The organism is Streptomyces sp. NPDC005706 (assembly GCF_040631045.1).
Taxonomy (GTDB): Bacteria; Actinomycetota; Actinomycetes; order Streptomycetales; family Streptomycetaceae; genus Streptomyces.
On the sequence record NZ_JBEXYS010000019.1, the window covers coordinates 112,793 to 133,449 of the forward strand.

21 protein-coding genes are annotated in these 20,657 nt (G+C 73.3%); 10 read left to right on the plus strand and 11 right to left on the minus strand.

What is annotated here, in order from left to right; all coding sequences use genetic code 11:
- The first annotated feature begins 116 nt into the window (after positions 1 to 116).
- Positions 117 to 1,337 carry an SGNH/GDSL hydrolase family protein gene (locus tag ABZ478_RS26525; RefSeq protein WP_359553152.1) on the plus strand — a complete coding sequence of 407 codons (1,221 nt, stop codon included), beginning with the start codon at positions 117 to 119 and terminating at the stop codon, positions 1,335 to 1,337.
- Between the two features lie 30 nt (positions 1,338 to 1,367).
- On the opposite strand, the gene ABZ478_RS26530 is transcribed toward ABZ478_RS26525, so the two are convergent.
- From ABZ478_RS26530 to ABZ478_RS26540, 3 genes are read right to left on the minus strand one after another with little or no spacing between them, the layout of a single operon-like run.
- A complete protein-coding gene (locus ABZ478_RS26530) occupies positions 1,368 to 1,718 on the minus strand; it encodes a UBP-type zinc finger domain-containing protein (protein WP_359553153.1) in 351 nt (116 codons plus the stop codon).
- Positions 1,715 to 3,190, minus strand: coding sequence for an ATP-binding protein (locus ABZ478_RS26535; RefSeq protein ID WP_359553154.1), 1,476 nt, complete (start codon positions 3,188 to 3,190; stop codon positions 1,715 to 1,717). The genes ABZ478_RS26530 and ABZ478_RS26535 overlap by 4 nt, the downstream gene beginning before the upstream one ends.
- On the minus strand, positions 3,187 to 4,863 hold the full coding sequence (locus ABZ478_RS26540; RefSeq protein ID WP_359553155.1) for an FAD-dependent oxidoreductase: 1,677 nt from the start codon (positions 4,861 to 4,863) through the stop codon (positions 3,187 to 3,189). The genes ABZ478_RS26535 and ABZ478_RS26540 overlap by 4 nt, the downstream gene beginning before the upstream one ends.
- A gap of 241 nt (positions 4,864 to 5,104) precedes the next feature.
- Here ABZ478_RS26540 and ABZ478_RS26545 point away from each other — a divergent pair, with 241 nt between their 5' ends.
- Positions 5,105 to 5,971, plus strand: coding sequence for a universal stress protein (locus tag ABZ478_RS26545; protein ID WP_359553156.1), 867 nt, complete (start codon positions 5,105 to 5,107; stop codon positions 5,969 to 5,971).
- Position 5,972: 1 nt separating this feature from the next.
- Here ABZ478_RS26545 and ABZ478_RS26550 read toward each other — a convergent pair whose 3' ends face one another.
- Positions 5,973 to 7,208, minus strand: a complete 1,236-nt coding sequence (locus ABZ478_RS26550; protein WP_359553157.1) for a DUF4032 domain-containing protein — start codon at positions 7,206 to 7,208, stop codon at positions 5,973 to 5,975.
- An 88-nt stretch (positions 7,209 to 7,296) separates the two neighbouring features.
- Positions 7,297 to 7,926 (minus strand): alpha-ketoglutarate-dependent dioxygenase AlkB, encoded by a 630-nt coding sequence (locus tag ABZ478_RS26555; protein WP_359553158.1) that lies wholly within the window; start codon positions 7,924 to 7,926, stop codon positions 7,297 to 7,299.
- A 139-nt stretch (positions 7,927 to 8,065) separates the two neighbouring features.
- Between ABZ478_RS26555 and ABZ478_RS26560 the strand changes: the two genes are divergently transcribed.
- Positions 8,066 to 8,695 (plus strand): TetR/AcrR family transcriptional regulator, encoded by a 630-nt coding sequence (locus ABZ478_RS26560; RefSeq protein ID WP_359553159.1) that lies wholly within the window; start codon positions 8,066 to 8,068, stop codon positions 8,693 to 8,695.
- 35 nt (positions 8,696 to 8,730) lie between these two features.
- Complete coding sequence (locus tag ABZ478_RS26565) at positions 8,731 to 10,404, plus strand: FAD-binding dehydrogenase (protein ID WP_359553184.1); 1,674 nt, start codon at positions 8,731 to 8,733, stop codon at positions 10,402 to 10,404.
- A gap of 32 nt (positions 10,405 to 10,436) precedes the next feature.
- Here the strand turns inward: ABZ478_RS26565 and ABZ478_RS26570 are convergent, their stop codons facing one another.
- Positions 10,437 to 10,787: a DUF488 family protein gene (locus tag ABZ478_RS26570; protein ID WP_359553160.1), complete on the minus strand. Its 351-nt coding sequence runs from the start codon at positions 10,785 to 10,787 to the stop codon at positions 10,437 to 10,439.
- Between the two features lie 167 nt (positions 10,788 to 10,954).
- On the opposite strand from ABZ478_RS26570, the gene ABZ478_RS26575 reads away from it, so the two are divergent.
- Positions 10,955 to 12,382: a M1 family metallopeptidase gene (locus tag ABZ478_RS26575; RefSeq protein WP_359553161.1), complete on the plus strand. Its 1,428-nt coding sequence runs from the start codon at positions 10,955 to 10,957 to the stop codon at positions 12,380 to 12,382.
- Between the two features lie 94 nt (positions 12,383 to 12,476).
- On the opposite strand, the gene ABZ478_RS26580 is transcribed toward ABZ478_RS26575, so the two are convergent.
- Together ABZ478_RS26580 and ABZ478_RS26585 are read right to left on the minus strand one after the other, a co-directional pair.
- The gene (locus ABZ478_RS26580) at positions 12,477 to 12,728 is read right to left on the minus strand and encodes a WhiB family transcriptional regulator (protein ID WP_359553162.1); all 252 of its coding nucleotides are present in this window, start codon (positions 12,726 to 12,728) and stop codon (positions 12,477 to 12,479) included.
- A gap of 128 nt (positions 12,729 to 12,856) precedes the next feature.
- A complete protein-coding gene (locus ABZ478_RS26585) occupies positions 12,857 to 14,077 on the minus strand; it encodes a saccharopine dehydrogenase C-terminal domain-containing protein (protein ID WP_359553163.1) in 1,221 nt (406 codons plus the stop codon).
- A 155-nt stretch (positions 14,078 to 14,232) separates the two neighbouring features.
- Between ABZ478_RS26585 and ABZ478_RS26590 the strand changes: the two genes are divergently transcribed.
- Complete coding sequence (locus tag ABZ478_RS26590) at positions 14,233 to 14,940, plus strand: TetR/AcrR family transcriptional regulator (RefSeq protein WP_359553164.1); 708 nt, start codon at positions 14,233 to 14,235, stop codon at positions 14,938 to 14,940.
- A gap of 31 nt (positions 14,941 to 14,971) precedes the next feature.
- Here the strand turns inward: ABZ478_RS26590 and ABZ478_RS26595 are convergent, their stop codons facing one another.
- Positions 14,972 to 15,856, minus strand: a complete 885-nt coding sequence (locus tag ABZ478_RS26595; RefSeq protein ID WP_359553165.1) for a LysR family transcriptional regulator ArgP — start codon at positions 15,854 to 15,856, stop codon at positions 14,972 to 14,974.
- 66 nt (positions 15,857 to 15,922) lie between these two features.
- On the opposite strand from ABZ478_RS26595, the gene ABZ478_RS26600 reads away from it, so the two are divergent.
- A complete protein-coding gene (locus tag ABZ478_RS26600; RefSeq protein WP_359553166.1) occupies positions 15,923 to 16,537 on the plus strand; it encodes a LysE/ArgO family amino acid transporter in 615 nt (204 codons plus the stop codon).
- A gap of 123 nt (positions 16,538 to 16,660) precedes the next feature.
- Positions 16,661 to 17,995, plus strand: a complete 1,335-nt coding sequence (locus ABZ478_RS26605; RefSeq protein ID WP_359553167.1) for an MFS transporter — start codon at positions 16,661 to 16,663, stop codon at positions 17,993 to 17,995.
- Positions 17,996 to 18,040: 45 nt separating this feature from the next.
- Here the strand turns inward: ABZ478_RS26605 and ABZ478_RS26610 are convergent, their stop codons facing one another.
- Both ABZ478_RS26610 and ABZ478_RS26615 read right to left on the minus strand, forming a co-directional pair.
- Positions 18,041 to 18,496, minus strand: coding sequence for a cyclic nucleotide-binding domain-containing protein (locus ABZ478_RS26610; RefSeq protein WP_351673390.1), 456 nt, complete (start codon positions 18,494 to 18,496; stop codon positions 18,041 to 18,043).
- A gap of 256 nt (positions 18,497 to 18,752) precedes the next feature.
- Positions 18,753 to 18,995 (minus strand): hypothetical protein, encoded by a 243-nt coding sequence (locus ABZ478_RS26615; protein ID WP_359553168.1) that lies wholly within the window; start codon positions 18,993 to 18,995, stop codon positions 18,753 to 18,755.
- 123 nt (positions 18,996 to 19,118) lie between these two features.
- Here ABZ478_RS26615 and ABZ478_RS26620 point away from each other — a divergent pair, with 123 nt between their 5' ends.
- On the plus strand, positions 19,119 to 19,562 hold the full coding sequence (locus ABZ478_RS26620) for an ATP-binding protein (RefSeq protein ID WP_359553169.1): 444 nt from the start codon (positions 19,119 to 19,121) through the stop codon (positions 19,560 to 19,562).
- 220 nt (positions 19,563 to 19,782) lie between these two features.
- Positions 19,783 to 20,634: an RNA polymerase sigma factor SigF gene (locus tag ABZ478_RS26625; RefSeq protein WP_359553170.1), complete on the plus strand. Its 852-nt coding sequence runs from the start codon at positions 19,783 to 19,785 to the stop codon at positions 20,632 to 20,634.
- The last annotated feature ends 23 nt before the right edge of the window (positions 20,635 to 20,657 follow it).

Consider the following 20,657-nt stretch of genomic DNA (forward strand, 5'->3'; position numbering starts at 1 on the left):
CCGAGGTGGCGGACCGGCGGCAGCGGCGGGACCATGACGTCCGTGGCACACGCAGACACGCCCAGGACGCTCCGCCCGGAGCACGGTGGGTCCGCCGGGGCCGAGGAGCCCGCGCGGTGACCGGCCGGGCCGCCCGCGTCCGCCGCCTGGCCGCCGCTCTGCTGCTCACCCTCGCCTGCCAGTGGGCGCCCGTACGGGCCGCGGCCGGGCCGCCCGCACCCACCGGCGGGGCCGGGCAGGTCGTCACCTGGGCGGCGAGCGCCGACCGCCTCGGCGACGGCGCCGCCGGCCGCGGCTACCGGCTGATCGTGCACACCAGCGTGGCCGGCAGCGACCTGCGCGTCCGCCTGTCCAACGCCTTCGGCGACCGCCCCCTGACCCTGGACAGCGTCCGCGCCGGCCTGCGGCTCAGGGGCGCGGCGCTCGTCCCCGGCAGCGACCGGCCGCTCACCTTCCGCGGCTCCGGAACGGTCACGCTGCCCGCCGGCACGGTCGCGTGGAGCGACCCGCTGCCCGGGAACGTCCCGGCGGGGTCCGATCTCGCCGTCAGCCTGCACACCCCCGACGCGGCAGGCCCGGCCACCGGCCACGCGCTGGCGATGCAGACGTCGTACGTCGGCCAGGGCGACCATACCGCCGAGACGAGCGGGGCGAACTGGGCGCTGCCGACCGGCTCCTGGTGGTACCTGGACGCCGTCTCCGTACGGCCCGAGGACCCCGCCACCGGAGCCGTGGTGGTGCTCGGCGACTCCCTCACCGACGGCTGGCAGTCCACCCCGGGGCTCGACCGGCGCTGGCCCGACTACCTCGCCCGGCGCCTGCGCTCGGCCCCGACGGCCGTCAAGGGCGTGGCCAACGAGGGCATGTCCGGAAACAAGGTGCTCACGGACGACGCCGGGACCGGCGCCCTGCACCGGCTGGAGCGGGACGTCCTGACCCAGCCCGGGGCACGCACCGTCCTGCTGTTCGAGGGGGTGAACGACCTCAAGGCCCACACCGGGGTCACCGCCGCCGACCTGATCGCCGGCTATCGGAAGATCGTCCGGCGCGCCCACGCGGCCGGGCTGTGCGTGGTCGGCGCGACCATCGGTCCGTTCGAGGGCTGGTCCGAGTGGGACCCGGCCGCCGAGGCCGTACGCCAGGAGGTCAACCGGTTCATCCGCGCCGGCGGCGAGTTCGACGCGGTCGCCGACTTCGACCGCGTCCTGCGCAGCCCCCACGTGCACCGGCGCCTGCTCACCGCCTTCGACAACGGCGACCATCTGCACCTCGACGACGCGGGCATGCGGGCCCTGGCCGGCGCCGTCGACCCGCGCACCCTCGACTGCGCGCGCTGACCCCGGCCCGGCCGCCCCGCCGTACGGGGCTCAGCGCAGCGTCTCGGCCCAGTCGGCCGGCACCCGCCCCGCCGGGCCCGGCACCGGCTGGTCGTCCGGGTGCGCGGCGGGCGGCGCCAGTTCGGGACCGTCGGTGTACAGCTCGCCCGTCCCGAAGTTCCAGAACCAGCCCTCGCCCGGCTCGAAGCTGCGGATCACCGGGTGCCCGGTCGCCTCGTAGTGGGCGGTGGCGTGCTTGGCTGGGGAGTCGTCGCAGCAGCCGATGTGACCGCAGGCCGCGCACCGGCGCAGATGGAACCACCATCCGCCGGCCGCGTCGCACTCCACACAGCCCGCGCCGCTCGGCGGGACGCTCGGGTCGATGGCGCTCTCGCCGCTCATGCTGCCTCCTCTGGGTTCGTCAGGGCGGACCGCTCCTCCGGTGTCCCGGCGGTCAGCGGCAGCAGCACCTGGAAACGGGTGTCGCCGGGCTCCGACTCGACACGCAGGGTGCCGTGGTGCTTGTTCACCACGATCCGCCAGGAGATGTCCAGGCCGAGCCCGGTGCCCTGGCCGACCGGCTTGGTGGTGAAGAACGGGTCGAAGATCCGGCTCCTGATCTCCGGCGGCACCCCGGGCCCGGTGTCCCGGAACTCCACCAGCACCTGCTCGCCCTCCAGCGCGGTCCGCACGGTCAGCGTGCCCTGCCCGCCGGCGCCGTTCATGGCGGACACCGCGTTGTCGATGAGGTTGGTCCACACCTGGTTCAGCTCCGCCGGATAGCCGGGGACCTCCGGCAGCGCGGGTTCGTACTCCTTGACGACCTCGATGCGCGGACCGATCTTTCCGGACAGCATCAGCAGGGTGCTGTCGAGGAGTTCGTGCACACCGACGACCCGGTAGGGCGCCCGGTCCAGCTGCGAGTACTGCTTCGCGGCGTCCACGAGGTGCGAGATCCGGGTGGTCGAGTCCTCGATCTCGTCCATCAACAGCTCGGTCTCGACGGTGTAGTTGAGCCAGCCGACCGCCCCGGGCAGGATCTCCGCGTCCACGGCCGCCGCGACCTGCTCCAGCCAGTCCACGTCGAGCCCCGCCTGGACGAAGGCCGGCGCGAGCTGCCAGCCGTGGCCGATGCCGTGGTCCTCAAACCAATCGGTGAGCGCGTCCTCGCGGTCCGAGGCCTCCAGCGGGCTGAGCGACGGCGCCTTGGCGACGCGCTCGGCGGTGCGCTCCTGGATCTCGATCAGGCTCGCCAGCGCGTCCCGGGAGAACGGGCCCTCGGCGATCACCGCGAGCTTGTGCCGCATCTTCGCGACCCGCTCCCGCAGCGTGGAGGTGGCCCGGACGGCGGCCGCCGCGGGATTGTTCAGCTCGTGCGTCAGCCCGGCCGACAGCGAGCCGAGCGCCAGCAGTCGTTCCCGCTGCCCGATGGCCGCCTGGGTGCTCTTCGAGCCGAAGAACAGCCCCTCCAGCAGATGCGTGGCCATCGGGAACCACTCGCTCATGACCTCGGCGAAGGTGTCCGCCGGCAGGACGAAGAACCGCGTCGGCTCCGTCACCCGCATCGAGTTGTTGTACACCTGCCGCACCCGGTCACCCAGGTACGCCTGCATCGCTCCGGCGTACACCCCGCGCTGCGAGGTGCGGGACACCTCCACGTCGTCGCCGCCCACCCGCCGCGAGAGCACGACCGTGCCCTCGATCATCACGTAGAAGCAGGTGGCGGGGTCGCCCTCGGTGTACACCGGACCGGGTTCGAACAGCTCCACCCGGCCCTCGCAGCACAGCCGGCCGAGCTGCTCGGGTGTCAGCTTCTCGAACAGGAACAGGGAGCCGATCTCCCGCGGGCTGCACGGCACCGGCTGCCCGCTCACGACTGCTCCAGATACCGGTGGACGAGCATGACGGCCATGGCTCCCTCTCCGACGGCGGACGCGACCCGCTTGGCGGACTCGGCGCGGGCGTCGCCCGCCACGAACACGCCGGGGACGCTGGTCTCCAGGTGGTACGGCGGCCGGTCCAGCTCCCAGCCGGCCGGCGGCCGCCCGTCGGCGGTCAGGTCGGGCCCGGCCAGGATGAACCCGCGCTCGTCGCGCAGCACCGTTTCGTCCAGCCAGTCGGTCAGCGGGGCGGCGCCGATGAACACGAACATCCACTGGGCGTCGACGCGTTCGGTCTCCCCGCTGGGCATGTGACGCAGCGTCAGCTGCTCCAGCCGGCCGGAGCCGTGCGCGGCGTCCACGACCGTGTGGCCGCGTACCGAGATGTTCGGCGCCTCGCCGATCTGCTGGATCAGGTAGTGCGACATCGACGCCGACAGATCGGGCCCGCGCACCAGCAGCGTCACCGACTTGGCGAACCGGGACAGGTACATCGCCGCCTGGCCCGCCGAGTTGGCGCCGCCGACGATGTACACGTCGTGCCCCTGGCAGGAGGGCGCCTCGGTCAGCGCCGAGCCGTAGAACACCCCGCAGCCGGTGAGGTCGGTGCAGCCCTCGGCCCCCAGTTGCCGGTACTGCACGCCCGTCGCCAGGATGACGCTGTGCGCCGCGATCGCCGAGCCGTCCGCGAACCGCACCACGCGGGCCGCGCCGTTGACCTCCAGCCCCGTCACCTCGCGCGTGGTCAGGATCTCGGCGCCGAACTTGGCCGCCTGCCGCCGCGCCCGGTCGGTGAGCTGCCCGCCGGAGACCCCGTCGGGGAAGCCCAGGTAGTTCTCGATCCGGGAGCTCTGCCCGGCCTGCCCGCCGGTCGCGGACCTCTCCACGAGCACGGTCCGCAGGCCCTCCGAGGCCCCGTACACGGCGGCGCCGAGGCCGGCCGGGCCGCCGCCGATCACCACCAGGTCGTAGAAGTCGGCCGTCGGTGTCGTCGCCAGGCCCACCCGCGCGGCCAGTTCGGGCGCCTCGGGCTCGACCAGGGCCGTCCCGTCGGGGGTGATCACCAGCGGCAGCCGCTGTCCGTCCTGCCCGGCCGCGGTGAGCAGCCGCCGCCCCTCGGGCTCCTCCACCGAGTACCAGCGGTACGGCACCTGGTTGCGGGCCAGGAACTCCCGTACGTCCGAGGACCGGGCCGACCAGCGGTGCCCGACCACCTTGGTGCTGGGCACCGGCTTGTAGGCGCTGGTCCGCCACGCCTGGAGCAGGTCGTCCAGCACCGGGTAGAGCTTCTCCTCCGGCGGGTCCCACGGCTTGAGCAGATAGTGGTCCAGGTCGACGACGTTGATCGCGTCGATCGCCGCGTTGGTGTCCGCGTACGCGGTCAGCAGCACCCGGCGGGCGCCCGGATACACGTCCAGGGCCTGTTCCAGGAAGTCGATGCCGTTCATCTGCGGCATCCGGTAGTCGGCGAGGATCACCGCCACCAGGTCCCCGCGCAGCTTCAGCTCGCGCAGCGCCTCCAGCGCCGACTCGCCGGACTCCGCGCGCACGATCCGGTACGACTCGCCGTAGCGCCGCCTGAGGTCACGGGCGACGGCGCGGGAGACCCCCGGGTCGTCGTCCACGGTCAGGATGACGGTCCGCGCCGTGTCGGCGGCCTGTGTCATGCCTCTCCCACCCCGAGCGGTCGGATTCACGGACGGCGCCACGTGGGTCACCGCACGATTCCCGCCCATCGTATGTTCGATCGCCCGGCTTCGCTCCGGTATACGGCGAGGACGGCCCGGGCCCGCGGACAGCTCCTTGATCTGCTCCTTCGCGGGTAGGGAAAGGGCATGATCGGCACGGACCGATCGGCACGTGGGGGAGACTGGCCCCGCGGACGCGGACGACGAGGAGGCCCGAGGCATGACACGCCCGATCACGGCAGGGGTGGACGGTACGGAGGAGAGCCTGGCCGCGCTGGACTGGGCGGCCAGGGAGGCCGTGCGCCGGGGGCTGCCGCTGCGCGTGGTCCACGCCTGGCGCTACGCCGAGGCGCTCGCCACGGCCGACCGGGACACCCAGCACGGCTGGGTGTCGGAAGGGGTGCGGGAGGCCGTTCGCACCGTCGCCGGCCGGCACCCGGAGCTCGCCGTGGACGTGGACGTGCTCGAGGGCGGCGTCGCGGAGGCGCTGACCGACGCGGCCGCCGGGTCCGAGCTGCTGGTGCTGGGCTCCCGCGGGCACGGCCCGGTGATGGGTTTCCTGCTGGGCTCGGTGGGCCGGCAGGTGATCGCCGAGACGGCCCGGCCCGTGGTCCTGGTGCGGGCCGGTGACCGGGCGGCGGCGGAGGCCGCCGGGCGGGACGTCGTGGTCGGCCAGCACGGCGGCCCGGAGGACAGCGCGGCCGCGCTGCGGTTCGCGTTCGAGACGGCTGCCGTGCGCGGTGCCACCGTCCGTGCGGTGCGCGCCTGGACGCTGCCGCCGGTCTTCGCCTACAGCCCGGGCTCGCTGAAGCTCCTGGACGAGGCGGGCGGCCTGGAGCCGTACGAGAAGCAGGCCCTGGCCGACGCGCTCGTCCCGTGGCGGGAGCGGTTCCCGCAGGTGCCCGTCGCCGAGCACGTCGAGATGGGCAGCGCGGGGCAGGTGCTGCTGTCGGTGGCCGGGCGGGCCCAGCTCATGGTCGTCGGACGGCGGTCCCGCCGTACGGCCGTGGGCGCCCGGATCGGCTCGGTCGCGCACGGCGTGCTCCACCACGCCGAGTGCCCGGTGGCCGTGGTCCCGCACGAGTGACCTATTCCGGCGTCGTCGGCTCCAGGGTGGTGCGCGCCTTCGGCAGGACGTTGTCGATGTAGTCGGCGACGGCGGTGTCCAGGCCGATGTCGTGCTGGGCCCGTTCCGACAGGTACCAGCGGTGCTCCAGCAGCTCGTGGTAGATCTCGGCCGGGTCCATGGAACCGCGCAGCCCGAACGGCACGGCGCGCACGGTGGGCCGGAACACGTCCCGCACCCAGCGGTGGGCGAGCACCTCGGGGCGGGCGGCGAGGGGGTCACCGGGCGCGTAGTCGTCCTGGGTGGCCATCCAGCTCTCCAGGTCGTTGAGCAGCCGCCGCGCCTGGTTCTCCTCGGCGTCGAGGCCGGTCAGCCGCAGCAACTGCCGCTGGTGGTGGCCGGCGTCGACGACCTTGGGCACGAAGGTGACCGTGTCGCCGCCCGAGGAGTGCTCGATCTGCATCTCGGCCACGTCGAAGCCGAGGTCGTTGAGGCGGCGTATCCGGCGTTCTATGTAGTGGTACTTGCCCGCCGGGTACACCGAGGTGCGGGTCAGCTCCTGCCACAGGCCGGTGTAACGGGTGCAGATCTCGTGCCCGAACTCGACGGGGTCGACGGAGGGGTGCAGCGCTCCGGACGCCTCCAGGTCCAGCAGCTCGCCGCTGATGTTCACCCGGGCCAGGTCGAGGTCGTAGTCCCGCTGACCCGGGCTCAGCGTGGGGTGCAGGTCGCCGGTCTCGGCGTCCACCAGGTACGCGGCGTAGGCGCCCGCGTCCCGTCGGAAGAGGGTGTTGGACAGCGAGCAGTCGCCCCAGGCGAACCCGCTCAGATGCAGCCGGACCAGCAGCACCGCGAGGGCGTCCATCAGCCGGTGCATGGTCGCCGGGCGCATGGTGGTCTCGAACATCGAGCGGTACGGCATCGAGCCGCGCAGATGCCGGGTGATCAGCACCGGCTCCAGCGGGGCGCCGGCGCCGTCGGTGCGGCCGGTGACCACGGCGAGCGGGTCGACTGCCGGGATGCCCAGCCGGTCGAGGTCCCGCAGCAGCTCGTACTCGCGCAGCGCGGGCCGTTCGGCCAGCTCCTTGACGGCGATCACCTCGCCGCCGGCGCGCGCGTAGCGCACGACGTGCCGGGAGATGCCCCGGGGGAGCGGTACGAGGATCTCCTCGGGCCACTTCTCCAGCGGTACGCCCCACGGCAGTTCGAGCAGGACCGCCGGGTGCTCCGGGTTCGTGGCGCTGATCTGCAATGCCATGGGACGAACCCTAAGGCCCCGCCCCCGTCGGCGGGACTCCCGTTCCCGGGCCCGCTCGGCGGCGGCGCGCAGCGGGCCGCCGGACGCGTCACCGCACCCCGTGCGGGCGGAACTGGACGCTGATCCGCGGGCCCGCCGCGTGGGCGGTCTTGGGCACGCAGTGCTCCCAGGTCCGCTGGCAGGAGCCGCCCATCACGATGAGGTCGCCGTGCCCGAGCGGCCGCCGGACGGCCGGACCGCCGCCTCCCACCGGACGCAGCAGCAGATCGCGCGGCGCGCCGACGGACAGGATCGCGACCATCGTGTCCTGGCGGGCGCCGCGCCCGATCCGGTCGCCGTGCCAGGCGACGCTGTCCCGCCCGTCCCGGTAGAAGCACAGCCCGGCGGTGGTGAACGGCTCGCCCAGCTCCTCGGCGTAGCGGGCGGACAGGGCGTCCCGCGCCTCGGTGAGGACGGGGCGCGGCAGCGGATCGTTCGCCGCGTAGAAGGCGAGCAGCCGTGGGACGGCCACCACGTTGTCGTACATCTTGCGGCGCTCCGCCCGCCAGGGGACCTCGGCCGCCAGCTCTTCGAACAGGGCGTCCGCGCCGCTCAGCCAGCCCGGCAGCACGTCGATCCAGGCGCCGGAGCCCAGCTCGGTCCGGCGCAGCCCGTCGAGGGAGCCGAGCCGCAGCTCGTCGGTCTGGTCGAAGAGGGAGCCCTGGAGGTGCGTGGCCATGCGACCACCCTACTCCTTAATCGAAAATATGTTCCCCTGAAGTGGGTCGCGCACCGGTCCCGGGCCGTGCTGTGCTGTCGGGGCCCTTTCGATACATCGACGTATCGGATACATTCCCGTATCGAAAGGGAGGTCCGCCATGACGGCCGAGGACGACCCGGCCCGGCGCGTCACCAGGCGGCGGGCCCGGACCCGGGCGAACCTGCTCGACGCCGCCTTCGCGGTGTTCGCCGCCAAGGGGTTCGGCCGGGTCTCCATCGAGGAGGTCTGCGAGGCCGCCGGCTACAGCCGGGGCGCCTTCTACTCCAACTTCGCCACCCTGGACGAGCTGTTCTTCGCCCTCTACCGGGAGCGGGCCGACCTCATCGCCGGCCAGGTGGCCGACGCGCTCGCGCAGGACGGGCCCGATCTGGACGTCCCGGCCTCCGTGGACCGGGTGACCGAGGTCCTGCTGCTCGACGTGGACTGGCTGCTCGTCAAGACCGACTTCCTGGTGCACGCGGCCCGTGACCCGGCCGTCGCCCAGGCCCTCCTCGACCACCGTGCCCGGCTGCGCGAGGCCGTCGCCGACCGCCTCGGCCGGGCCCGGGGCCACACCGAACTGCCCGCCGTACTCGGCGACGCCGACGGCGCCGCTCGCGCGGTGGTCGCGGCCTACGACGGCGTCACCACCCAGCTGCTGCTGGACCGGGACGTCGACGCCGCCCGCGGCTGGCTGAAGCAACTGCTCACCGCCCTGCTGACCGACGGCAGCGGCACCCCCGAATGAGTCGCGGACGGAAGGACACGGAGCCCATGGCCGCCATGGACGCGGACGTCATCGTCGTCGGAGCGGGCCTCGCCGGCCTGGTCGCGGCGCACGAACTCAACCGCCGGGGCCGCACGGTCGCCCTGGTCGACCAGGAGAACGCCGCCAACCTCGGCGGCCAGGCGTTCTGGTCCTTCGGCGGGCTCTTCCTCGTCGACTCGCCCGAGCAGCGCCGGCTCGGCATCAAGGACTCCCTCGACCTCGCCTGGAACGACTGGCAGGGCAGCGCGCGGTTCGACCGGCTCGCCGACGAGGACTCCTGGGCGGCGCGCTGGGCTCGCGCCTACGTCGAGTGGGCGGCCGGTGAGAAGCGCTCCTGGCTGCGCGGGCACGGCATCGAGCTGCTGCCCACCGTCGGCTGGGCCGAGCGCGGCGACCTCAGGGCCGACGGCCACGGAAACTCCGTGCCCCGCTTCCACATCGCCTGGGGCACCGGCACCGGCGTGGTCGAACCCTTCGTCGAGTACGCCCGGCAGGCCGCCCGGGACGGACTGCTCACCTTCCACCACCGCCACCGGGTCGACGGGCTGGTCATCGAGGACGGCACGGCGCGCGGGGTGCGCGGCACCGTCCTCGCCGCGGACGACTCACCGCGCGGCGCCCCCTCCAGCCGCGAGCGCGCCGGCGACTTCGAACTCACCGCCCAGGCCGTGATCGTCACCAGCGGCGGCATCGGAGCCGACCACGACATCGTCCGCCGCTACTGGCCCGAGCGGCTCGGCACACCCCCCGCCGAGATGGTCACCGGTGTCCCCGCCTACGTCGACGGCCGGATGCTCGACATCAGCGCCGAGGCGGGCGTGCGCCTGGTCAACCGGGACCGCATGTGGCACTACACCGAGGGCCTGCAGAACTGGGACCCCGTCTGGCCCGGCCACGGCATCCGCATCCTGCCGGGCCCGTCCTCCATCTGGCTCGACGCCCTCGGCCGCCGGCTGCCCGACCCGTGCCTGCCCGGCTACGACACCCTCGGCACGCTCGAGTACCTGCGTACCACCGAGGACATCGCCGGCCACGACCACTCCTGGTTCGTCCTCACCCGGAAGATCATCGAGAAGGAGTTCGCGCTCTCCGGCTCCGAGCAGAACCCGGACATCACCGCCAAGGACCGCAAGGCCGTGCTGCGCGACCGGCTGCTGGGCAAGGGCGCCCCGGCCCCGGTGCGGGCCTTCCTCGACAAGGGCGCGGACTTCGTCACCGCGGGCACCCTGGAGCGGCTGGTCGAGAAGATGAACGCCCTCACCGCCGAGCCGCTGCTGGACGCGGCCGAGGTGCGCCGGCAGATCGAGGCCCGCGACCTGCAGATGGCCAACCCCTACAGCAAGGACTCCCAGGTCCAGGGCATCCGCAACGCCCGCCGCTACATCGGTGACCGCCTCGGCCGGGTCGCCTCCCCGCACCGTATCCTCGACCCGGAGGCGGGCCCGCTGATCGGGGTCCGGCTGCGGGTGCTGACCCGCAAGACGCTCGGCGGCATCCAGACCGACCTCGACTCCCGGGCCCTCGGCGCCGACGGCACCCCCGTCGAAGGGCTGTACGCGGCGGGCGAGGTGGCGGGCTTCGGCGGCGGCGGTGTCCACGGCTACAACGCCCTGGAAGGCACCTTCCTCGGCGGCTGCCTCTTCTCGGGCCGCGCGGCGGGACGGGCGGCGGCGAAGCAGACGGGCTGACGGCGAGCGGGGCCCGGACCGCGGGGCCGTGTTCAGCCGCGCAGCAGCCCCACCAGCACGGAGACGTGGCTCTGCTCCGGCGCCTTCGACGCCGTGAGCAGCGTCACCGGCCCCTCGCGTACCGACTTCCGCAGCCCGTACAGGAGTTCGGCGGCCTCGGGAGCGGCGAGTTCGGCCTCGTAGCGGCCGCGGAACTCCTCGAAGGAGCCCTCCCCGCCGTGGAACCACTTGCGCAGCTCGTTCGAGGGAGTGAGCCCCTTCAGCCACTCGTCCACCTGGGCCTCGTCCTTGGACACCCCGCGCGGCCACAGCCGGTCCACCAGGACCCGCAGCCCGTCGTCCGCCTCGGGCGGTTCGTAGATCCGGCGCACGCGCACGCTCACGGTCGGGGCCCCTCTCGGGTCGCGGACGGTGCTGCGAGCGTACCGCCGTGCGGGCGGCCCACCGGGCGGCGACGCGGCGTGACTTGACCGGAAAGAGGGCGAAACCGGATCGGGTCCGCGCCTACTCTTCTGGCGAAACGATCTTTCACCCCCCAGGAGGAGCGCCCGTGACGCCACAGCGCAGACAGGTTTCCGGCCGACGTACCGCAGTTCTCCGCCGCGAGGCGGTCCTCGCCACCGTCCCCGTCGCCGTGGCGGCGCTGCTCGGGGCCGCCGGTCCCGCGGCGGCCGGCACGACCGGCGCCGCCGGCGCGGGCGACCCCTACTTCCCGCTCAGCGGCAACGGCGGCTACCACGTCGGCCACTACGACCTGACGCTCCGTTACGACACCGCCTCCCGGCACCTGGACGGCACGGCCGTCCTCACCGCGCGCGCCACGCAGCGGCTGACCCGCTTCGACCTGGACCTCTCGGGCCTGAAGGTCACCGGCGTCACCGTCGGCGGCCACCGCGCGGCCTTCCGCCGCGACGGCCAGGAACTCGTCGTCACCCCGCCGCACACCCTGCGCGCGGGCCGGAAGTTCCGGGTCACCGTCTCCTACCACGGCACCCCCGGCCCGGTCACCGACCCGGACGGCTCGGCGGACGGCTGGATCCCCACCGACGACGGGGCGTTCGTCGCCGGGGAGCCGCAGGGCGCGATGACCTGGTTCCCGGCGAACAACCACCCCAGGGACAAGTCGTCGTACGACTTCACGATCACGGTCCCCGAGGGCCGCACCGCCGTCGCCAACGGCGTCCTGCGCGGCACGCGCACCGCGCACGGCCGCACCACCTTCCGCTGGCACCAGGCGGAGCCCATGGCCGCCTACCTGGCCACCGCCACCGTAGGGAAGTTCCAGGTCGAGCGGTACACGACCCGCGACGGCGTCCAGGTGTACAACGCCGTCGACCCGCGCGAGGCGCACGCGGCGGAGCCCGTGCTGAAGAAGCTGCCCTCCGTGCTGGAGTGGGAGAGCAAGCTGTTCGGACCGTATCCGTTCCGGGCCGCCGGATCGGTCGTCGACCACGCGCCCGACGTCGGCTACGCCCTGGAGACCCAGAGCCGGCCCCTCTACGACTCGGCGCCCGACGTGAGCACCCTGGTCCACGAGAACGCCCACCAGTGGTTCGGCGACTCGGTCTCGCTGACCGCCTGGAAGGACATCTGGCTCAACGAGGGCTTCGCGACCTACGCCGAGTGGCTCTACGCGGAACAACACGGCGGCGACAGCGCGCAGAAGGCGTTCGACGACCTCTACGCCCGTCCCGCGAGCAACCGCCTGTGGTCCTTCCCGCCCGGAGATCCGGGCAGCGGGGAGAACATCTTCGACACTCCGGTCTACGCCCGTGGCGCGATGACGCTGCACGAGCTGCGCCGGGCCGTCGGCGACCGGGACTTCTTCCGTATCCTGCGCGCCTGGGCGGCCGGGCACCGGACCGGACACGGCACGACCGCCCAGTTCACCGGACTCGCCGAGCGGGTCTCCGGCAAGAAGCTGGACGGTCTGTTCCACACGTGGCTGTACGAGACGGGCAAGCCGAGCCGGTCCTGACAGCGGTTCGCACCGCCGGGGCCGGCCCGCCCCGGCGGTGCGAGTGCGCGCACCGGCTTCGATTCGCCGGTGCGCGGGTCGCCCGGCGTCCGGTTCAGCCGGAGCGCTGCCGGGAGCGCACGCGGCGCCTGAGTGCGCGGCGTTCCGTCTCGGTCGTACCGCCCCAGATCCCGATGGTCTGACCCGTGTCCAGGGCCCAGTCCAGACACTGTTCCCGTACCGGGCAGCCCCCGCACACCGCCTTCGCCTGCTGTGCCTGCACCTGCGAAGGCCCGGTGGTGCCGATGGGGAAGAAGAGGTCGGGGTCCTCGTTACGGCACGCGGCATTTTCGCGCCAGTTGTCCATCGAAGTCTCCTCCGGTCTGAGTCGTCCGTCGTCCGTGCCAGTCGAATGCGTGCTTCCATTTCGGGTGACCGGTCGGGACGGCATGAAACAGGGAGACGACGAATCGGCCGGCGCGGGCCGCCTCCCGGTCACTGCTCGCGGATGCCCCACGGGGAGCCGTACGCGGTCAGCAGGTCGAGGAACGGGCCGGCCGGGAAGGCCTCCGGGCCGAGGACGCCCGTACCCGACCACGCACCGGTGGCGAGGAGTTCGAGGGCGACGACCGGATTGACGGCCGTCTGCCACACCACCGCCTGACACCCGTACTCCGCCATGGACCACTGGTTGTCGACCACGTGGTACAGGTACACCTCGCGCGGCGCCCCGTCCTTCGTGCCGCGCACCCAGGTGCCCGCGCAGGTCTTGCCGCGCATCCGCTCGCCCAGCGTCGCCGGGTCCGGCAGGCACGCGGCGACCACGTCCCGCGGCGAGACCGCGACCGGCCCGTCGGGGCCCGGTACGGTCACCGGGTCGGTGCGGTCAAGTCCCAGGCGGTGCAGGGTCTTCAGGGTCTCGACGAACTCGCGGCCCAGCCCGTACTTGAAGGTGACGCGGTCCGCGCCGACCCAGCGCGGCATCAGCAGCACCTCCTCGTGCTCCACGTTCACGCACTCCACCGGCCCGATCCCCGCGGGGAAGTCGAACACCTCGGGCTCGCTGAACGGGGCGGTGGTGAACCAGCCCCGCCCGGTCTCGTACACGACCGGCGGGTTCAGGCACTCCTCGATGGTGGTCCAGATGCTGAACGAGGGCGCGAAGTCGTAGCCGTCCACGGTGAGATCGGCGCCGTCGCGGACGCCGATCTCCTCGACGGTGTCGAAGAGTTCGTCGGCGGCGTAGCGGGCGAACACGTCCGACAGGCCGGGCTCCACCCCCATGCCGACCAGGGCGAGCGCACCCGCCTTCTCCCACTCGCCGGCCAGCGCGAACTGCTCGTCGCCCAGCTTGACCCCGCACTCCTCGTACGGCCGCTCGGGGTGCGGCCGGGACAGGGACATCGCCATGTCGACATAGGTCGCGCCGGCCGCGCGCGCCGCCCGGAACAGAGGCATGACGAACCGCGGGTCGGTGGCGTTGAGCAGCACGTCGCAGCCGTGCCGGGCGAGCAGCGCGGCGACCCCGGCCTCGTCGGCCGCGTCCACCTGTTCGGCGCGGAACCGGGCACCGGCCTCACCGAGGGCCGCGACCGCCGCTTCGGCCCGCGCGGGGTCGTAGTCGGCGACCACCATCAGGTCGAGGAACGGACGCCGGGCCGCGATCCGGGTGATGGCGGTACCGACCCCGCCGGCTCCCACGAGCAGTACACGCATGACGGAAACTCCCTGCCTGACACGAACGGAAACAGTCATGAACGGAACGGAACGGAACATCGGGGCAGGCGCGCCTTGCCCGGAATCCAACGCCGGACGGTGGCGTAAGGTCAATGGTGTTGGCATAAGCCGCGCGGCGGCAGAAGGGAGCCGCTGTGCCCAAGCCCGTCGTGCCCGAGGAGAGGCGCCGTAGGCGCCGTCCGACCCGGAGTGGCACCGTGCTGTCCGAGAAACTGATCGTCGCGACCGCGCTCAGGCTGCTGCGTGAGCACGGCAGCACCGGGCTCACCGCCCGCCGCCTCGGTCTCGCCCTGGACTGCGATCCCAGCACGCTGTACCGGTACTTCCGGGGCATGGACGAGCTGACCCTGGCCATCGGCGACGCCCTCATCGGCGAGGCGCTGGCCGGCTGGGAGCCGACCGGGCGGTGGCGGGCGGACCTGCGGACGATCGGGCTGCGCATCCACGGCGTGTACGTCGCGCACCCGCAGGCGGCACTGCTCACCGCCAACCGGGTCACCGGCCGCGCGCATGAGCTGGCCGCCGACGAGGCCGTGCTGGACGTCCTGCGCTCGGCCGGGTTCTCCCTGCCGGAGACGGTCCGCGTGTACCACGCCTTCATCGACCAGACCCTGGCCTTCGCCGCCCTGGACTCCGCGTCACTGGCCCTGCCCAGCGCCTCCCAGCGCGCCGACGAGGACAAGTGGCACTCCACCTACGCCCGCCTGCCCCACGACACCCACCCCCGCATCGCCGAGGCGGCCCCGCTGCTGGCCCGGCGCATGGTCACCAGCGCCTATCCGACGGCCCTGGAGATGCTGCTGGACAGCGCGGCCGGACGGCTCGGCGCCCAGCGGCCCTGAGGGCCCGGGCCGCGCCCGCCGCCCGCCCGGATCACCGGCGCAGCGCCCCGGCCGCCGTCCGCGTCACCGCCTCGGCCAGTGCCGCCAGGGCGGGGGAGTCGAGCTTCCACTGCTGCCAGTACAGGGTGACGTCCACATGCCGGTCCGGCGCCAGCAGGACGAGGCGGCCCGCGGCCAGCAGCGGACGGGCCTGGGCCTCCGGGACCATGCCCCAGCCCAGTCCCGCGGCGACCGCGTCGGCGAAGCCCTCGGAGGCGGGCACGTGGTGCCGCAGCGAGCTCGCGGCCCCCCGGCCCAGTTGTCTGACGAAGCCGTCCTGGAAGTCGTCCTTGCGGTCGAAGGCCACCACGGGCGCGTCGGGCAGCAGATCCGGCAGGGGCCCGTCCAGATACCGCTCGGCGAACTCGGGCGCGGCGGCCGGCAGATAGCGCATCCGGCCCAGCGCACGGACCGAGCAGCCCGGCACCGGGTCGGGCGAGGAGGTCACCGCCGCCATCACCAGCCCCTCGCGCAGCAGCGCGGCCGTGTGGGCCTCGTCCTCCCGGTGCAGTTCGAAACAGAGCCCGGGCACCTGGGTGAGCGCCCCGAGGAACCAGGTCGCCAGCGAGTCCGCGTTCACGGCGACCGACACCCGCGTCGGTTCCCCGGCACCGCTCAGCCCCAGCTCGCCGCGCGCGTCCCGCTCCAGCCGGGCCAGTTGCCGGGCGAACCGCACCAGCACCGCCCCGGACTCCGTGGGCCGCACCGGCTTGGTGCGCTGGAGCAGCACCCGGCCGGTGCGCTGCTCCAGCGCCTTGACCCGCTGGCTGACCGCCGACGGCGTCAGGTGCAGGGCCGCGGCCGCCGCGTCGAACGTGCCCTCGTCCACCACGGCGAGCAGCGTCCGCACCTGCTCCAGGGGAAGCTCGGTCATCACGAGAGCTAATGCTACGTAAAAATCTTCAGCTGTACGCGTGGTGCTCGTCTGGCTAGCGTCGAGGGCATGAACCACACCCTGACCGCCGCGGCCGCCGGATTCGGCACCGGGCTCTCCCTGATCGTCGCCATAGGCGCCCAGAACGCCTTCGTCCTGCGGCAGGGGGTGCGCCGGAACGCAGTGCTCGCGGTGGTCGGGATCTGCGCCCTGTCCGACGCGCTGCTCATCGCGCTGGGCGTCGGCGGCGTCGGTGCGGTCGTGGTGGCCTGGCCGGGCGCGGTGCGCGCCGTCGGGATCGTGGGCGGCGCGTTCCTGCTCTGCTACGGCGCCCTCGCCGCCCGCCGTGTCCTCAGGCCCGGCGACGGACTGCGGGCGGAGGGCGAGGCGGCGGGCTCCCGGCGGCGGGCGGTGCTCACCTGCCTGGCGATGACCTGGCTCAACCCGCACGTCTACTTGGACACCGTGTTCCTGCTCGGCTCCCTCGCCGCCGACCGCGGCCCGCTGCGCTGGACCTTCGGTCTCGGCGCGGCCCTCGCCAGCCTCTGCTGGTTCGCGGCCCTCGGTTTCGGCGCCCGGCTGCTCGGCCGGCTCCTCGCCCGGCCCACGGCCTGGCGGGTGCTGGACGGCCTGGTCGCGGTCACCATGCTGGCGCTCGGCGCCGCCCTGGTCCTCGACGCCTGACTGTTCCCGCCACCCGTGAACACTGGCGCGAGAGGTGGTTAGGCAGCCTCAGGAGTTCTGCGATAGTGGGGCCTCGAATCGAAAGATGTATCGAGCAACCTCTGACGAGCGACCAGGAACCCCGTGGACACCAGCGAGAGCAGCGACACCGAACCACAGAGCACCGGCACCGGACCCGACGGGGCCACCGATGCCGGCGCCCCGGCCGCGCCCGCCCCGCCCGGGCGCGGCTGGCGCCGCTGGGCGATGGACACCCGGCCGCTGCGGATCCCGGCCTTCCGGCGCCTGTGGTCGTCGACCGTCGTCACCGCCGTCGGCAGCCAGCTGACCGCCGTCGCCGTGCCCAAGCAGATCTACGACATCACCCACTCCTCGGCCTGGGTCGGCTACGCCAGCCTCGCCGGCCTGGTGCCCATGGTGGTGTTCGCGCTGTGGGGCGGGGCGGTCGCCGACACGGTGGACCGGCGCAAGCTGCTGCTGGTCACCAACACCGGGATCGCCGTGACCTCGGTGCTGTTCTGGGCGCAGGCCGTCACGGGCCTGGACTCCGTCGTCGTGCTCATGCTGCTGCTCGCGCTGCAGCAGGCGTTCTTCGGCCTCAACTCCCCGGCCCGCAACGCCTCCATCGCCCGCCTGGTGCCGGCCGCGGAACTGCCCGCGGCGAACGCGCTCGGCTCGACCGTGATGCAGACCGGCCTGGTCGCGGGACCGTTGCTGGCCGGTGTGCTGATCCCGGTCATCGGGCTGCCCGAGCTGTACCTGATCGACGCGCTGGCCCTGTGCGTCACCGTGTGGGCGGTGTTCCGGCTGCCCGCGCTGCCACCGCTCGGCGAACGGCCCGTCCGGCGGGCCGGAGTGCGCGAGATCGCGGCCGGCTTCCGGTACATCTCCGGGCGCAAGGTGCTGCTGCTGTCCTTCCTCGCCGACATCGTGGCCATGGTTCTCGGCATGCCCCGCGCCTTGTTCCCGCAGCTCGCCGCGGAGACCTACGCCCCCTGGGGCGCGGGCCTGGCGCTCGGCGTGCTGTTCGCCGGGATCCCGGTCGGCGCGGTGCTCGGCGGACTGTTCTCCGGCGTCTTCTCGCGAGCGCGGCGGCACGGCTGGATGGTCATCGGCGCGGTCGTCGGCTGGGGCGTGGCCATCGCCGGGTTCGGGCTGAGCGGCAACCTCTGGGTGGCCTTCGCCTTCCTGGCCGCCGCCGGTCTCGCGGACATGATCTCCATGGTGTTCCGCGGGGCCATCCTGCTGTCCGCCGCCACCGACGACATGCGCGGCCGGATGCAGGGCGTGTTCACCGTGGTGGTCGCGGGCGGCCCGCGCCTGGCCGACGTGCTGCACGGCACCGCCGGCTCGGCGTTCGGCGCCAGGACCGCGGTGGCGGGCGGCGGCGTCCTGGTCGTCGTGGTGATGCTGGCGCTGGCCGCCGCGGTGCCGGCCCTGCGCCGCTACCGGATCTGACGCGAAGGGCCACGGGGCGGCCGCGCGGCGGCCGTCCCGGGCGGCTCACAGCGGTCCGCGCCGGCGGACCGCGTACTGGTCCATCAGCTTGCCCCGGGTGGTCTCCAGCCGGTGGGCCAGGATCTCGGCGACCGTGCGCACCAGTGACAGCCCGAGCAACGGGTCCTCCACGCTCAGCGCGAGCACCGACGGCCCGTCGAACTCGTAGGCCCGTACGTTGCTGAAGGCCACCGCGCCGAAGTCCCACTGGTACGGCGGGAACAGCCAGGACCAGCCGAGCATGTCGCCCGCGCCCAGCGTGGCCACGGTGACCCGCTGCCGGGACGTGACCTGCTGGTCCAGATGGACCGCGCCCGAGCGGATCACCCAGAAGCGGTCGGCGGTGCCGCCCGGCTCGAAGATCCGGGAGTCCTCCGGGAAGGAGACCTCCTTCGCCAGCTCCATCAGCCGCTCACGTTGCGCCTGTGGCAGGGCGGTCAGCAGTTTTATCGCTTTGGTCATGGCGCGGGACTCCTCGCCGGCAGCGGTCGGGGTGTGTTCCCCAACCCATTTCAGCCGCTGCGGCCGTCCCGGGCACCTCGAAGGAGCGGCGTACGACCCGCTCATGTGCTCGCGGGCATGAAAAAGCCCTGGCTGGACGGGGGAGACCAGCCAGGGCCGTACGCGGTGGTGATGGAGGACGGTTCCGGTCGACCCCGTCACCACGTATGTATGAACGATAAACCATCTTGCCGTCATTCGCCCAATCGGGAACGGGTCAGGTGACCTGTTTCACCCCCGCCCGCTCCGCCGGCGCCGCGCCCGGGTCGACGATCTCCTCCAGCACGCGCAGCACCGCCTCGTACGCCCCGGCCCGCACGGACGCCTCCCGCGCCCCCTCCGGATCGGTCGCCGTCAGGCTCCGCGCCTGCTCCCGCCAGGCCCGTTCCTCCTCGGCCGCCCAGTCCTTGCCCCGCCTGATCCGCCGCAGCAGTTCGTCCGCGTCCACGACATCCGTCATACGGTCCGCGTACCCGCCCGGCGCCCGGTGATGACAACGGCACCGACGGTGTTTATGGGCGCCGGGAAGGGTCAGCCGGAACAAGAGACCCGGCGATCCGGGCAGCAGCAAGGGAGGGAAGGCATGCGCGAGACGCAAAGGACCGACTCCCCGGCGGGACTCCGGGAGCCGTGCCGGTCACTGCCGTACCGGCCGGCGGACGCCCGCAGAACCGTCCAGCGGGTGGTGGCAGAGCGCTGCCGGACCCGCGCCGTCCCCTGCGACGACGACGCGCTGGACGACGTCCTGCTGGTCACCTCGGAGCTCACCACCAACGCCATCCTGCACGGCGGGGGCATCACCGGATTCGACGTCGACGTCGACAGCGGCACGGTGAGCGTGTCGGTCAGCGACGGCAGCGACGAGATCCCGGTGGTCGAGGCGCCTGTGGACGAGCGCGGCCGCAACCGGCTCGGGGGCCGCGGCTGGCCCATCGTGTGCCTGCTGGCCCGCGACGTCAGCGTGGCCGGGCTGCCCCGCGGAGGCAAGCGGATCACCGCCGTCGTACCGCTCGACTGGGAACGGTAGGAGAAGTTCCGTTAGCGGCGTTTGCCACGCATGCGCGGGGGCAGACGGAACCTCGTGCTTCGGACCGGAGGCGCGCGCCCGGCGGGATGAGAACGCCGCAGGCCCCCTCCGGAGGTCTGCGCACCCATCTCGCGGCGAACCCTGACAGCACCGTTCGGGCCAGGACCCGGAACCACGGTTCCGTCCCATGCCCGGAAACCACGTTCAGGAGCGATTCCGCATGCTGACCGACGAGTCGACAAGCCCTTCCGGCACCCCCGCCGCCACCTCGACCTCCACGTCCGGGCGGCGGGCCCATGACGACGCCCCCGTCACCGCGGACCTCTTCGCCCGGCTGGCGGAGCTGGAGGAAGGGCCCGAGCGGGACGCCGTGCGCGACGAACTGGTGAACGCCTGGCTGCCCATGGCCCACCGGATAGCGGGCCGGTTCCGCGACCGGGGGGAGTCCGTGGAGGACCTGCGGCAGGTGGCCGCGCTGGGGCTGGTCAAGGCCATCGACCGGTTCGACCCGTCCCGGGGGGCCTTCGAGAGCTACGCCGTGCCGACCATCACCGGCGAGGTCAAGCGGCACTTCCGGGACCGGATGTGGGCCCTGCGGGTGCCCCGCCGCGTCCAGGAACTGCGCAACCGGGTCCGGGTGGCCCGCCGTGAACTCACCCAGATGCCCGGCAGTCCCGAGCCCACCCCCGCCGACATCGCGGTGCACACCGGCCTCACCGAGGAGGAGGTCGCCGCGGGCATGGAGGCGCTGGAGAGCTTCAGCACCCTCTCGCTGGACGCCGAACTCTCCAGCGGCGACGACGGTTACAGCCTCGCCGACACGCTCGGCGCGGCGGACGGCGCGTACGACGTCGTCGTGGACCGCGAGGCCGCCAAGGAGGGACTGCGCCGGCTGCCCGAACGGGAGCGGGCCATTCTCTACATGCGCTTCTTCGAGGACATGACGCAGAGCCGCATCGCCGACCGGCTCGGCATCTCCCAGATGCACGTCTCGCGGCTGATCAGCCGGAGCTGCGCGCGGGTGCGCGACGAGGTGCTGGGGCAGCGCCCGGGCATCCGGAAGTCCCGGTGACCGACCGCCCCGGCCCGGGCCCG

Coding starts and splice junctions, on each gene's coding strand:
- ABZ478_RS26530 (WP_359553153.1), bottom strand. CDS start 1,718: ATGAGCGGCGAGAGCGCCATCGACCCGAGCGTCCCGCCGAGCGGCGCG.
- ABZ478_RS26540 (WP_359553155.1), bottom strand. CDS start 4,863: ATGACACAGGCCGCCGACACGGCGCGGACCGTCATCCTGACCGTGGAC.
- ABZ478_RS26545 (WP_359553156.1), top strand. CDS start 5,105: ATGACACGCCCGATCACGGCAGGGGTGGACGGTACGGAGGAGAGCCTG.
- ABZ478_RS26550 (WP_359553157.1), bottom strand. CDS start 7,208: ATGGCATTGCAGATCAGCGCCACGAACCCGGAGCACCCGGCGGTCCTG.
- ABZ478_RS26555 (WP_359553158.1), bottom strand. CDS start 7,926: ATGGCCACGCACCTCCAGGGCTCCCTCTTCGACCAGACCGACGAGCTG.
- ABZ478_RS26560 (WP_359553159.1), top strand. CDS start 8,066: ATGACGGCCGAGGACGACCCGGCCCGGCGCGTCACCAGGCGGCGGGCC.
- ABZ478_RS26565 (WP_359553184.1), top strand. CDS start 8,731: ATGGACGCGGACGTCATCGTCGTCGGAGCGGGCCTCGCCGGCCTGGTC.
- ABZ478_RS26580 (WP_359553162.1), bottom strand. CDS start 12,728: ATGGACAACTGGCGCGAAAATGCCGCGTGCCGTAACGAGGACCCCGAC.
- ABZ478_RS26585 (WP_359553163.1), bottom strand. CDS start 14,077: ATGCGTGTACTGCTCGTGGGAGCCGGCGGGGTCGGTACCGCCATCACC.
- ABZ478_RS26600 (WP_359553166.1), top strand. CDS start 15,923: ATGAACCACACCCTGACCGCCGCGGCCGCCGGATTCGGCACCGGGCTC.
- ABZ478_RS26610 (WP_351673390.1), bottom strand. CDS start 18,496: ATGACCAAAGCGATAAAACTGCTGACCGCCCTGCCACAGGCGCAACGT.
- ABZ478_RS26615 (WP_359553168.1), bottom strand. CDS start 18,995: ATGACGGATGTCGTGGACGCGGACGAACTGCTGCGGCGGATCAGGCGG.
- ABZ478_RS26620 (WP_359553169.1), top strand. CDS start 19,119: ATGCGCGAGACGCAAAGGACCGACTCCCCGGCGGGACTCCGGGAGCCG.
- ABZ478_RS26625 (WP_359553170.1), top strand. CDS start 19,783: ATGCTGACCGACGAGTCGACAAGCCCTTCCGGCACCCCCGCCGCCACC.